Source organism: Clostridium sp. OM02-18AC (genome assembly GCF_003481825.1).
GTDB lineage: Bacteria > Bacillota > Clostridia > Lachnospirales > Lachnospiraceae > Brotaphodocola.
Window position 1 is genome coordinate 1 of the sequence record NZ_QULW01000013.1, and the last position, 13,303, is coordinate 13,303.

General features: G+C 46.0%; 7 protein-coding genes, 3 tRNA genes and 2 rRNA genes. 11 read left to right on the forward strand and 1 reads right to left on the reverse strand.

Annotated features, from left to right (window positions below; translation table 11 throughout):
- The first annotated feature begins 43 nt into the window (after positions 1 to 43).
- From rrf to DXB18_RS10025, 8 genes are all read left to right on the forward strand, one after another.
- Positions 44 to 161: ribosomal RNA gene (rrf, locus tag DXB18_RS09990) — 5S ribosomal RNA — on the forward strand.
- Between the two features lie 451 nt (positions 162 to 612).
- Positions 613 to 3,503 (forward strand): 23S ribosomal RNA (locus tag DXB18_RS09995).
- A 518-nt stretch (positions 3,504 to 4,021) separates the two neighbouring features.
- Positions 4,022 to 4,459 carry a MarR family transcriptional regulator gene (locus DXB18_RS10000; RefSeq protein WP_118707564.1) on the forward strand — a complete coding sequence of 146 codons (438 nt, stop codon included), beginning with the start codon at positions 4,022 to 4,024 and terminating at the stop codon, positions 4,457 to 4,459.
- A complete protein-coding gene (locus DXB18_RS10005; RefSeq protein WP_118543909.1) occupies positions 4,456 to 5,799 on the forward strand; it encodes an MATE family efflux transporter in 1,344 nt (447 codons plus the stop codon). The genes DXB18_RS10000 and DXB18_RS10005 overlap by 4 nt, the downstream gene beginning before the upstream one ends.
- Before the next feature lie 212 nt (positions 5,800 to 6,011).
- A complete protein-coding gene (locus DXB18_RS10010) occupies positions 6,012 to 7,709 on the forward strand; it encodes a DUF5722 domain-containing protein (protein ID WP_118707576.1) in 1,698 nt (565 codons plus the stop codon).
- A gap of 326 nt (positions 7,710 to 8,035) precedes the next feature.
- Positions 8,036 to 8,108, forward strand: a tRNA-Asn gene (locus tag DXB18_RS10015).
- Between the two features lie 39 nt (positions 8,109 to 8,147).
- Positions 8,148 to 8,219 (forward strand) — tRNA-Glu (locus DXB18_RS10020).
- Positions 8,220 to 8,252: 33 nt separating this feature from the next.
- Positions 8,253 to 8,323: transfer RNA gene (locus DXB18_RS10025), tRNA-Cys, on the forward strand.
- 76 nt (positions 8,324 to 8,399) lie between these two features.
- On the opposite strand, the gene DXB18_RS10030 is transcribed toward DXB18_RS10025, so the two are convergent.
- Positions 8,400 to 9,302 (reverse strand): LysR family transcriptional regulator, encoded by a 903-nt coding sequence (locus tag DXB18_RS10030; protein ID WP_118543907.1) that lies wholly within the window; start codon positions 9,300 to 9,302, stop codon positions 8,400 to 8,402.
- 139 nt (positions 9,303 to 9,441) lie between these two features.
- Here DXB18_RS10030 and DXB18_RS10035 point away from each other — a divergent pair, with 139 nt between their 5' ends.
- The 3 genes from DXB18_RS10035 (at position 9,442) to DXB18_RS10045 (ending at position 13,268) form a co-directional block, all read left to right on the forward strand.
- Entirely contained in the window at positions 9,442 to 10,833 is a 1,392-nt protein-coding gene (locus tag DXB18_RS10035; protein WP_118543906.1) for a sodium-dependent transporter, read from the forward strand.
- A 189-nt stretch (positions 10,834 to 11,022) separates the two neighbouring features.
- On the forward strand, positions 11,023 to 12,036 hold the full coding sequence (locus tag DXB18_RS10040) for an isocitrate/isopropylmalate family dehydrogenase (RefSeq protein ID WP_118543905.1): 1,014 nt from the start codon (positions 11,023 to 11,025) through the stop codon (positions 12,034 to 12,036).
- Between the two features lie 521 nt (positions 12,037 to 12,557).
- Positions 12,558 to 13,268 (forward strand): zinc ribbon domain-containing protein, encoded by a 711-nt coding sequence (locus DXB18_RS10045; protein ID WP_118707578.1) that lies wholly within the window; start codon positions 12,558 to 12,560, stop codon positions 13,266 to 13,268.
- Positions 13,269 to 13,303: the final 35 nt, after the last annotated feature.

The window sequence follows — 13,303 nt, forward strand, 5'->3', positions numbered from 1 at the left end:
GTTTTAAACACTGTTGAATCTTTGATAAAAAGGTTCCAAGATTTCCGGTGCCGATGCGCTTAGGGGAAACACCCGTTCCCATCCCGAACACGACGGTTAAGACTTAAGCGGCCGATGGTACTATGCTGGAGACGGCATGGGAGAGCAGGTGGGTGCCGGAATAAAAATGAAAAAGTGCTTGACAAAGCAAAGAAAACCTGATAAAATATTTACTCGCTGAGTTAATTTACCAGTGATTAGAGAGCTTAAAAGACTTTGAGTTTTCTAATGACTGATAAAACATCAGTCAGACATGTACCTGTACATTGCAGTTCGAAAGCTTCGCTTTCTCACTCACGTGCAGGCACGTTATGAAAACAAAATATTCCGAAAGCTTATGAAAGCAAGCTTTCAACGCATTCGAAACATTTTTGTTTTCGCAATGTACCTTGAAAACTGCATATTGAATATATCTAGAATAAATTCTTTAAGAATAATTATTCAAGACATCCGAGGTGTTACATCGCAAGATGTAACCAAACAATAACTCGTTTTAAATAACGAACCTAAGACCAGCGATACAACGCTATGTATCGTAGATAAGTAACCCGCACCCGCAGGTGAACATCAATTGGTTAAGCTATAAAGAGCGCAGGGTGGATGCCTTGGCACTAAGAGCCGATGAAAGACGTGATAAGCTGCGAAAAGCTTCGGGGAGGAGCAAATATCCATTGATCCGGAGATATCTGAATGGGGAAACCTGGCTGAGAAGACCTCAGTCGTCGTATGGTGAATCCATAGCCATGCGTCGGGAACCGCCTGAACTGAAACATCTAAGTAGGGCGAGGAAAAGAAAGAAAACTCGATTTCCAAAGTAGCGGCGAGCGAAATGGAAAGAGCCTAAACCGGAGCGCGTGCGTTCCGGGGTTACGGACTGCAACAAGTGAGTCGATTTGTTAGTGGAACGGTCTGGGAAGTCCGGCCACAGAGGGTGAAAGCCCCGTACACGAAAGCAATAGACAGCGAGCAGGATCCAAAGTACCACGAGACACGAGAAACCTTGTGGGAATTCGGGGGGACCACCCCCCAAGGCTAAATACTCCTTAGTGACCGATAGCGCATAGTACTGTGAAGGAAAGGTGAAAAGGACCCCGGGAGGGGAGTGAAAGAGAACCTGAAACCCTGTGTTTACAAGCTGTGGAAGCACTTTATATGTGCAACCGCGTACTTTTTGTAGAACGGTCCGGCGAGTTACCTGTACTGGCAAGGTTAAGCACTCAAGGTGCGGAGCCGAAGGGAAACCAAGTCTTAATAGGGCCAAAGTCAGTATGGGTAGACCCGAAACCGGGTGATCTATCCATGTCCAGGTTGAAGCTGCCGTAAAAGGCGGTGGAGGACCGAACACACATCCGTTGAAAAGGGTGGTGATGAGGTGTGGATAGGGGAGAAATTCCAATCGAACCCGGAGATAGCTGGTTCTCCTCGAAATAGCTTTAGGGCTAGCCTCGTGTTAGTCTCCTGGAGGTAGAGCACTGAATTCTTAAGGGGGCGTCAAAGCTTACCAAGAGATATCAAACTCCGAATGCCAGAGAGATGATGCACGGGAGTCAGACGGCACGAGATAAGTTGGGTCGTCAAAAGGGAAAGAGCCCAGACCACCAGCTAAGGTCCCAAAGTGCGTGTTAAGTGGAAAAGGATGTGGGATTTCGAAGACAACTAGGATGTTGGCTCAGAAGCAGCCACACATTCAAAGAGTGCGTAATAGCTCACTAGTCGAGAGGTCCTGCGCCGAAAATGTCCGGGGCTGAAACACGACACCGAAGCTGTGGACTTGTCATTGGACAAGTGGTAGAGGAGCATTCTTAACTGCGGCGAAGCAGTACCGATAAGGAGCTGTGGAGTGTTAAGAAGAGAGAATGCCGGAATGAGTAGCGAGATGGAGGTGGGAATCCTCCAGGCCGAATATCTAAGGTTTCCAGAGTAAAGCTGATCTGCTCTGGGTAAGTCGGGACCTAAGGCAAGGTCGAAAGACGTAGTCGATGGACAACAGGTTGAAATTCCTGTACCACATATCATCAGAACTGTGGGGACACAGGACGATAACCAGACCCGGGAATGAAAAGACCGGGGCAAGCGAAGAAGGAGTTAAGCTGGCAAATCCGCTTAACAATCCGAAAGCGTGATGCGGACCGAACAAAAGTAGGGAAGCTGGTAATTCGAACTGTCAAGAAAAGCCGCTATTGTGTGATATGTGCCCGTACCGTAAACCGACACAGGTGGATGAGGAGAGAATCCTAAGGCCGGCGGGAGAAGCATTGTTAAGGAACTCGGCAAAATGACCCTGTAACTTCGGGATAAAGGGTGCCTGCGCAAGCAGGCCGCAGAGAATAGGCTCAAGCAACTGTTTAGCAAAAACACAGGTCTATGCAAAACCGAAAGGTGAGGTATATGGGCTGACGCCTGCCCGGTGCTGGAAGGTTAAGAGGAGAGGTTAGAGCAATCGAAGCTTTGAATTTAAGCCCCAGTAAACGGCGGCCGTAACTATAACGGTCCTAAGGTAGCGAAATTCCTTGTCGGGTAAGTTCCGACCCGCACGAAAGGCGTAATGATTTGAGCGCTGTCTCGACAATGCACCCGGTGAAATTGAAATACCAGTGAAGATGCTGGTTACCTGCGCCAGGACGGAAAGACCCCATGGAGCTTTACTCCAGCTTGATACTGGGATTCGGTTATACATGTACAGGATAGGTGGGAGGCTAAGAAATGAGGACGCCAGTCTTCATGGAGCCGCTGTTGGGATACCACCCTTGTGTGACTGGGTTTCTAACCTGCAGCCGTGACCCGGCTGGGGGACAATGTCAGGTGGGGAGTTTGACTGGGGCGGTCGCCTCCGAAAGGGTATCGGAGGCGCTCAAAGGTTCCCTCAGAATGGTTGGAAACCATTTGCAGAGTGCAAAGGCATAAGGGAGCTTGACTGCGAGACCGACGGGTCGAGCAGGTAGGAAACTAGGACTTAGTGATCCGGTGGTATAAAGTGGGATTGCCATCGCTCAACGGATAAAAGCTACCCTGGGGATAACAGGCTTATCACTCCCAAGAGTTCACATCGACGGAGTGGTTTGGCACCTCGATGTCGGCTCATCGCATCCTGGGGCTGAAGTAGGTCCCAAGGGTTGGGCTGTTCGCCCATTAAAGCGGTACGCGAGCTGGGTTCAGAACGTCGTGAGACAGTTCGGTCCCTATCCGGCGTGGGCGTAGGATATTTGAGAGGAGCTGTCCTTAGTACGAGAGGACCGGGATGGACTGACCTCTGGTGCATCGGTTGGGTATCAAACCCATGGCCGAGTAGCCAAGTCGGGACGGGATAAACGCTGAAGGCATCTAAGCGTGAAGCCCCCCTCAAGATGAGATATCCCATACGCAAGTAGTAAGACCCCTTGAAGACGACGAGGTAGATAGGGCAGAGGTGGAAGTGTGGTAACACATGCAGCTGACTGTCACTAATAGGTCGAGGGCTTATCCAATATGGTTTAGGGAGCGGTTCGGACAAGACAGGAAAGGCCGTTGGAAGTTTACTTCCATAAGGACTTGAGTGGATTGGACGAAACATTGGCGAAGCTAATGTTATGAAATAGGTCGAAGACCTATGAATAACCGCGAAAACGAAGAAAACGGATGAAATTCAATATGTGGTTTTGAGGGTACATAGATGAGAGGCTGGAAGAGATTCCAGTCTTTTTTTGTTATGAAGAACAATCGGCGAAAATTCCTCAGTTTTGTTTCTTAGGCAGTCGGCGAAAAAGAAAGCAGTTTATGCGAAAAAACGAAGGAAAGTTTCAATATTTGAAGTATCGTTGACTTTTATTATTTCTTCTCTTAATATACTTAGGAACCGAACTATTACGAAGGCTATTACAACTATCAGAAGCGGAAACGCAACAATTGGTGAAGCAATAAGGTATTGACGAAAAGAAACTACGGACAAACAAAAGTCTGCAAAGGCGGAGTCAGAAACAAAGGCAGAAAGGTGTGACATGGATTTATGGAAACAGGAAAAATGATCAACTGTATTTCGAACCGGCTTCGGAACCGCTCGCAGGAAGTACATACGCAGCTGGGCATCGGAAGTGCGCAGGGGAAAATCCTGAACTATGTTCTGGTTGAGTCAGAGGCACATTCCGTATATCAAAAAGATCTGGAGCGGGAATTTGGTCTGCGACCATCTACGGTAACGGAAATGCTGAATGCATTGGAGCAGAAAAAATTGATCCAGCGGGTATCGGATGAATGGGACGGACGATATAAAAAAATCGTATTTACCGAAAAAGCGAGAAGCATGAAAGACCGGATTCGGCAGGAGGTTGAGGAGACGGAGCATTTGTTATTACAGGGAATCACGGAACAGGAAAAGCAGGAATTTCTGCGTATTGCAGGAAAAATGCTTCAAAATCTGGAGGCAGAAAGGACGAATGAAAAATGAATGCAAATGAGAATGCGGAAAATGAATTAATGGCCCGGATGAAGGTTTCTAAGGCAGTTGCGACGATGGCGATCCCAAGTGTGATCAGCAGCCTGGTTACGGTTGTTTATAATATGGCGGATACCTTTTTTGTTGGTCAGACGGGAGATCCGCTTCAGGTTGCTGCAGTCAGTCTTACGAATCCCATCTTTATTTTATTTATGGCGGTTGCGAATATGTTTGGCATGGGCGGCAGCGCTGTGGCATCTATGGCACTTGGAGAGCAGAATCAGAAGCGTATGAAACAGGTTTCTGCATTTATCACGTATGCGTCATTGGCGGTTGGGATTCTCTTTGCACTTGTGTTAGTGGGATTTATGCAGCCAATCCTGAGTATTTTTGGCGCAAATGAAGAAACTTATGCGCTGGCACGCGGATATGTTTTTCATATTTCTTATGGAGCACCGTTTATCATCTGGTCTGCAGCAGCCAGCTTTGTAGTGCGTTCTGAGGGCGCCAGCAAAGAGGCGATGATCGGCAGCATGATCGGTACCATTGCCAATATTGTTCTGGATCCGGTTCTGATCAGTGGATTTCATCTCGGTGCAGCTGGTGCAGCAGTTGCTACTACTTTGGGAAATATACTGGCGAGCCTGTATTATCTCTGGTATTTCGTGAAAAAAAGTAATAATTTTTCTATTGGGATCCGTAATTTCACATGTCGGTACGGTATTTTCAGCGGCATTTGTTCCTGCGGTCTCCCAACCGCTATTTTTTCAACTTTAATGAGCGTTTCCACAATTGTATTAAATCAGATTTTAGTCGCATATGGAAATGCACCGGTAGCGGCAATCGGAATCGTATTCAAGGCAAATATGTTTATCACATTTCTGCAGATGGGACTTGCAAACGGAGTGCAGCCCCTGCTTGGTTATAATTTTGGATCCGGCGATAAAAAACGTTTTCAGGACATTGCGGCATACACAAAAAAATGCTGTATCGTGATTGGAATTCTGGCGACACTTCTGTTCTTTGTATTCCGCAGACAGATTATCGGCTTGTTTATCCAGGATGAGGAAGTCATCATGTATGGTGTCAGAATGCTGATTGCATACATGCTTTCTGGGCCTGTCATCGGAATCCTTTTTATGAATATGAACTGTATGCAGTCTGTAGGAAAAGCGTTTTGGGCGACTATTTTATCGGTGCTTCGTCAGGGGGTACTTCTGATCCCGCTTTTATTTCTGCTAAATGCGCTTGGTGGTTTAACCGGCGTTATTTACGGGCAGGCACTGACGGATTATATTGCAGTCATTTTATCGGTTTTGATGTGGAGAAAATGCATTGCGCAGTTGCCGTAGAATCATAAATCATTACTTTCTTCCATAGAATTCTGCAAGAAAATCTTAAATCAATGTAAGGGAAAACCTACTTGAACCAAATGGATTCCGTGCTATGATAATGGGGTGAAAATGGCAAGTCGAAATATTTTGCTGTTTATGACATGGATTGACAGAGATTGGAGGCAGAAAATTTGAGAAAAATATGGAAGTATTGTATCTCGTTATGCTGTATGGCTGCGGTATTTGCCGGGGCCGGCAGCGTAACAGCAATGGCAGAGACTGCGGATACAGCTGCGGCGGAAACTCAGGCAGAAAGTCAGGCGGCAAAGCCTGCACCGGCAGAATTTGCCCATATAACAAGCTGCGAAGTGACAGGTGGCAATCAGGTAAGCATCAAAGGTCAGATGGAAGGAAGCTGGTCGGATCCGGCATACTATGATAATTATCTGTATCTTTTTGAAATGAAACCGTATCAGAGGGATTTAAAAGGCCGGACGGATTACGCTGCATGGATCACAAAGGGAGACGAATTATCGTTTCAGCTTCCGCTGAATCATGGAACGCAGGAAGACAGACTGTATTCCAGTTTTGTTGTAGCTGTCTATGATGGAAGTGAATATACCATTGTCAGTAATGAGGCTTATGTGGCAAATCCGGAAAGTGTTGCAAAATACACAGATCCGTATAAGACTGCGCAGACAAAAAAGGGACTTCTGATCCAGACGACACCGGCTATGCTTTCGGATGCGTTTTCCCTTGGCGTAAACCATGTGATCGTCAATATTCCGTTCAACCACATTTTGGGCAGCGGAATTGATTATGAGTATGATGGGAAAACTTACCATTTTAATAAAGATGTGCTTGCCGTATACGATGACACCATTAAGAGAATGTCGGAAAAAGATATGACCGTTACGGCGGTTATCTTAAATGGCTGGAACGACAGCACGCCGCAGTTGTATTATCCGGGGGTTACAAAGCAGCCGGCTTCCGTTGCAAACTATTATGGTTTTCATGTTGCGACGGAGGAAGGATATGAGTCCTTGCGTGCGATTGCTGCATTTTTGGCAGACCGTTACGGAAGCAAATCTTCTCCATATGGGAGAGTGTCCAACTGGGTCATCGGCAATGAGATTAATAATCAGCTTTGGAACTATATGGGACCTATGAGTCTGGAAAGCTATATCAATGAATATCAGCGGGCATTCCGCGTGTTCTACACAGCAATCCGCAGTACCAGCCAGAGCAGCCGTGTCTTCTTCTCAACGGATTATAACTGGATGCACGAAGCGGATGGCTCGTTGACATATAATGCCAAAGATCTGCTGGATACATTTAATAACCAGATGATCCCGGGCGGTTCCATGGACTGGGGATTAGCATATCATCCGTACTCGATTCCGTTAACGGAACCGGAATTCTGGAATGACCGCGAAACCGGACTGATCAAGGATGATGCGTCTTCACCGGTTGTAAATATGCTGAATTTAAGCGTTCTGACAGATTATCTGCAGCAGGCCCAGTTCCGTACCCGTTCTGGTGAAGTACGCCATGTGATTCTTTCTGAACAGGGCTTTACATCCACCAGTGCAACGCGTGGCACGACAGAAGACCTGCAGGCAGCAGCCATTGCTTATGCATATTACATTGCCGACAGCAATCCGTATATCGATGCATTTATCATGAGCCGTCAGGTTGATGCGCCTTCTGAGATGGCAGCATCCCAGGCGTTTGGTTTGTGGCATTGCGATACCAGCAAGACCAATGATATCGTAGCAACGATGCAGAAGCCGTCCTGGCTGGTATATAAAAATATCGACAACAAGGCATCCACCCTGGAGACCACAGAGAAATACAAAGCACTGATCGGAATCAGCAAATGGAGTGATGTGGTTCCGAACTTCCGTTGGAAGAGTCTTGAAAAGTAGATTTTCATACGAGTGAGGATTTTGCTGTAAGCAAAAACAGAATGAATAAACGAACAGAATCGTGGCAAACTAAGAAAGCACCGGAGTTCCTCCTGAAAGGATAGGAACCTAGTGCTTTCTTATTTCGCAGGAAACCGCGCCTCAGTGAAGAAGTATGCCAAGGTATATTCTTTTTATACCAGGTAAATTAAAAAATGTGTCTTTTGAAGTGAAAATGAACGTGTTACTCAAGCAAATAAAAATTTTAAAAATTTTGAAACAAATTGCTTGACAAAAAAGCACCCATATCATATAATACCTTTGTTGCCTGTCAACGAGCAGCGTATTCCTCGATAGCTCAGTCGGTAGAGCACGCGGCTGTTAACCGCGCTGTCGTAGGTTCAAGTCCTACTCGGGGAGCTCACATAGCTTCTATGTGTTAATGAATTTCATATAAGAGGCCCCATGGTCAAGCGGTTAAGACATCGCCCTTTCACGGCGGTAACACGAGTTCGAATCTCGTTGGGGTCATTTATCAGAGAAATCTGATAAGCAATTAAATATGGCGACATAGCCAAGTGGTAAGGCGTGGGTCTGCAACACCCTGATCACCAGTTCAAATCTGGTTGTCGCCTCTGAGGAATCATCGAAAGATGGTTCCTTTTTTTGTCTGGAAAAGCCAGTAAAAATCAAGGCTTCCGGGGTTTTTGCTTACTCAAAAAAGTGTTTGCGTAACTTTTCATGCATTTCACCATAGTCATAATCTTGGATAAACTCAAGCACTTTCCTGACGGCCGGCGCTAGATCATGCGCGTTCCGGACACATGCACCGATCACGCGCTCTTCTGCCGGGACGATGGGCAGCATTTTCACTTCATCCTCAAAGCCGTACATGGTCAAAAGAGGCATGATCGCAAAGCCAAAACCAGCTTTGACCATCTCAATCGTTGTTTTATCATCGACTACGTGGCATACGGTGCGGATGTCGAGATTCAGCTTGTCTATGATGCGTCTGGCATCTGCATCGCAGGATTCACGCTGCATGACAAAGCGCTCGTTTGCAAGGCTTTCAAGGGAAATTCCGGTGTCTGACGCGGTTATCGTTCCTTTGCGCAAAATACAGATCAGCGGATCGGCGAAAATACGGTAAAAAGGAAAATGTGGATTTACTGTCTGGGACAGGAAACCGATGTCAACCACTCCGGTTTTTAGCCAGTCAATGATATTCTCATAGGAGCCTTGGTAGATCTCGAAGGTGATATTGGGATACTGCGCTTTGAAACCATAGATCAGATCGGACAGATATTTGCACATCGAATTGAAAATGCCAAGGCGGACATGTCCTTTCTTCAGACCGTTCAGATCGGACAGATACTGAAGGAGCATATCTTCTTTTTGGATCAGGGAGGAAATCAGGGGCAGGACCTGTTCGCCGGAGGTGGTCAGGACAACGCCGCGCCGGTTCCGGATAAACAGGGAGACTCCGAATTCCTGTTCCATCTGCTTTACAATGTGACTGACGGCAGGTGGTGTAACGTTGTGAAGTTCCGCTGCTTTTTGAAAGCTGCTGTATTGTACGATCGTGAGAAATATACGGTAATTAAATGTGTCCATGCTTTCGTCCTTTTGTCCTTGTTACAATATAAAATGAAAATAATTAAAGTATAAGATAAATAACTTTATATTTATTTATTATAATTTTAGTAATATGATGTGGCTATGTCAAGTGAAGGGATGAAATGAGTGGGATACAATGAAGAAAAAAAGTAGTTTTACAGGGCAGCTGGGGTTTGTTTTCGCGGCAGCAGGAAGCGCAGTTGGTGTTGGTAATCTCTGGCGCTTTCCTTTTTTGGCGGCGAAGGATGGTGGTGGTGTTTTTCTGCTGATCTATCTGGTCCTGATCTTTACGGTTGGTTTTGTGTTGTTGACCACGGATATTGCTATCGGCCGCAGAACTGGTAAAAGTGCGATCTATGCCTATACAAGCATGAATCAGAAATGGAAATTTCTCGGTGTGATCACTTTTTTTGTACCTGTTCTGATCATGACGTACTATGCGGTGATCGGCGGTTGGATTCTTAAATATATCCTGCTGTTTCTTAGTGGGAATGTGGAGGCTGCCGCGCAGGACAACTGTTTCACATCGTTTATTACTGCGCCGGGATCCGTGTGGTATGGGCTGATTTTCATGCTGGTGACAGCGTTTATCGTGTATCACGGTGTCGAAAAAGGAATTGAGCGAGTCTCCAAAACCATGATGCCGATGCTTTTGTTGATCGTGGTTGGAATTGCGGTGTACTCTTTAACGTTGAAAAATACGGCAGATGATGGAAGTATCCGGACGGGTATGCAGGGATTAAAGGTTTATCTGACTCCGGACTGGTCCGGGATGACGGTATCAAGATTTCTGCAGATCACACTGGATGCCATGAGTCAGCTGTTCTTCTCTTTGAGTGTATCGATGGGGATTATGATTACCTACGGTTCTTATGTAAAACCGGAGGTTGATCTGGGAAAATCCGTATCCATGATCGAACTTATGGACACTGGTGTTGCGCTACTTGCGGGAGTTATGATCATTCCGGTTGTTTATGTATTCTTTGGCGTGGATGGAATGTCTGCGGGCCCTGGCCTGATGTTCATTTCTCTGCCGAAAGTATTCTATCGTATGGGCATTACGGGAAGAATCATTGGACTTTTCTTCTTTATCCTTGCAGCATTCGCAGCGTTGACCTCCTGTATTTCCGTTCTGGAATCCATCACTGCAAACTGCATGGAGATTTTCCATACAGAGCGTAAAAAAACAACAGGAGTTCTGTCGGTTATTTATCTGGCTGCAACTGCCGTGATTGCGCTTGGATACAGCATTTTTTACGTTGAGGTCATGCTGCCAAACGGAAGCACTGGACAGCTGCTGGATATCATGGATTATATCAGCAACAGCTTTATGATGCCGTTTATTGCCTTCTTGTCAGCCATCTTTATTGGCTGGATCATGAAACCGGCCTGGATTGTGGAAGAGATGGAACGCGGTGGAAAGAAGTTTGGGCGGAAGTGGCTTTACGTAGTGATGATCAAGTACCTAATGCCGATCATCATGCTGGTGCTGTTTTTGCAATCTACCGGTATCCTGAACCATGTTTGATCTATGGACTGAAAAAGCTGCCTTAAGCAGAACGTGCTGTTGCCGCTGGTGATATAGGAGTTGTCGGATAAGTGCTTGTTCTTAATCAAAAGCAACACGTTGTGGGTACTACAATCTATTGACTTTGAATCGAGCCTGTGATACGATTTGAAAAATAAAAATGCAGGATGAGAACAGGAGGTCATATAGATGAAGAGAACAATCACGGTGTTTAAGGGAGACGGCATTGGACCAGAGATCACAGACTGTGTTCTGGAAATTTTAGAAGCAGCCGGTGCAGAACTGGAGTATGAGGTTTACAATGTCGGTGAGGCTGAATGGAAGAGAAATGGTGCATTGATTCCGGCGGAAGCATATGCTTCGTTTGACCGGAATCATGTTTTATTGAAGTCTCCGATCACAACTCCGATCGGTCACGGATTCCGTTCCTTGAATGTAACCCTGAGAAGTAAATATGACCTTTATGCAAATATTCGTCCTGCAAAATCGAATATCGCAGTGAAAACACCATTTCATGATGTGGATATGGTAATTTTCCGGGAAAACACGGAAGACCTGTATGTAGGTGTGGAAGAGCAGATCGATGAAAATACGGTTCATGCAACGAAAATTATCACCAGAAAAGCCAGCACCCGAATTATCCGTGACGCATTTGAGTATGCACGGGCACATGGCAGAAAAAAAGTGACTTGTGTACATAAGGCAAATATCCTGAAAATGTCAGATGGCCTGTTTTTGAGCATTTTCCATGAGATTGCAAAGGAATATCCGGAGATTCAGCACGATGACAAGATCATTGACAATACCTGCATGCAGATGGTTATGAATCCGAATCAGTTTGATATCATTGTAACACCGAATCTGTATGGCGATCTGTTATCAGATCTGGCAAGTGGACTGATCGGAGGACTTGGACTTTTGCCATCCAGCAATCTCGGAACAGATTATGCCATGTTTGAGGCGGTTCATGGCAGTGCGCCGGATATTGCCGGACAGCACATTGCGAATCCAACCGCATTTTTATGGTCAGCCTGCATGATGCTGGAATACTTAGGGCAGCGTGATTGCGCAGCAAAGATCCGAGGGGCAGTGGATGAGGTACTGGAAGCGGGAATCTGTCTGACTCCGGATCTTCATGGAACTGCGACAACCGAGGAATACCGGGATGCGATCATTCGGAGAATGAACGGTAATAAAGATTGACGAGTTAATCTGAAAACAATCTGCAGGAGTTTCCAAATAAGCAGATAAAACTTCTATCATGGATGTGTAGGAGGTTTATCTGCTTATTTGTTTTTGATAAGTTCATAGTGTGATTTCCTTCTTTCTATAATAATATCATGGCAGGAGTTTGCAGTTTTTCACTGAATTTCTTCATAGTTGAAGTTGCGGATGAACGCCAATGGTTTCATGACAGCCGGAAAAAATTGTATTGCCATGTTGCAATGTACGAGCGTATAATTGAGATAAAAATAATGAGTATGGTTTTTGCAAGGCATAACGGAGACATCATTCATGGGATATCAAAAATGTGATGCAATCCATTGATCGTATAATCTGCGAAATGTGTCTTTTTACAGATCATTGCAAGGGTATCATCTGTCTTGCCAACGAGAAATGGCGCAGTGAAATGAGAGAGGCTCTTCTTCGTGTGGGTACGGTAAACGAGTAAACAGGGAGGATATCGTGAGAAGCTTTATAAAAGAGCAAGAGGAAAGATACATATGAGTGAAAAGCATGTTGCGGTGGTTGTAGGTGGAATTTTACTTCTTCTGGTGGTGCTCTTATTTATCCGGATCCGGCGGAGCATTTGCAGATTCTTAAATTCTGCAGAAATCCGTTTTCTCCGGGAATTCCTGCGGAGTGCGCAGAGCGCAGGAGAAGAGCAGGAAGAACAGCCAAAATCGCTTGGTGGGATGACAAGCATCTACTTGCCGCAGATCCTGCGGGATTTCCCGGAATGGAACTGGGAGGAACTGCGAACGGAAGTGGAACGGGCAGTGAAGGAATTTCTGGAAAAAGAAAATATCCAGACAGCCGGGGCAGTCAGAATCCATAAAACCGTGATCAACCGGTATCAGCGTTATGGCGGCAGTGCGAGTATTTTCTGTGAAACTGCGGCAGAATATTGGAGAGAGGCAGAGCCTGCCGGGAAAAATGGGATGAAGGCGCAGAAACTTTCCAGAAGCCGGACCAAAGAGAGCCATCAGACAGATAGACCGGCACCTTACAAAAGGCAGACGGTCTGCGAGACCGAGCTGGTTTACATTTATGACTCCGGAAAGGCGGGGGCAGCAGCATCGGTGGTATGCCCGAATTGTGGAGCGCCGGTGGAACAGCTTGGGGTAAAACAGTGCCGTTATTGTGGTTCTGCACTGGAAATATCCGGAATGCGGGCATGGAAGGTTCATCAGGTTACAGAAAAGGTCCGGTAGCTGCTGGCTGCTGGACCTTTTCTGAGCAGTAACGA

Excerpts from the sequence above, each read along its gene's own strand:
- DXB18_RS10030 (WP_118543907.1), bottom strand. The coding sequence starts at position 9,302 with ATGGACACATTTAATTACCGTATATTTCTCACGATCGTACAATACAGC.
- DXB18_RS10035 (WP_118543906.1), top strand. The coding sequence starts at position 9,442 with ATGAAGAAAAAAAGTAGTTTTACAGGGCAGCTGGGGTTTGTTTTCGCG.
- DXB18_RS10005 (WP_118543909.1), top strand. The coding sequence starts at position 4,456 with ATGAATGCAAATGAGAATGCGGAAAATGAATTAATGGCCCGGATGAAG.
- DXB18_RS10045 (WP_118707578.1), top strand. The coding sequence starts at position 12,558 with ATGAGTGAAAAGCATGTTGCGGTGGTTGTAGGTGGAATTTTACTTCTT.
- DXB18_RS10010 (WP_118707576.1), top strand. The coding sequence starts at position 6,012 with ATGGCTGCGGTATTTGCCGGGGCCGGCAGCGTAACAGCAATGGCAGAG.
- DXB18_RS10040 (WP_118543905.1), top strand. The coding sequence starts at position 11,023 with ATGAAGAGAACAATCACGGTGTTTAAGGGAGACGGCATTGGACCAGAG.
- DXB18_RS10000 (WP_118707564.1), top strand. The coding sequence starts at position 4,022 with ATGGAAACAGGAAAAATGATCAACTGTATTTCGAACCGGCTTCGGAAC.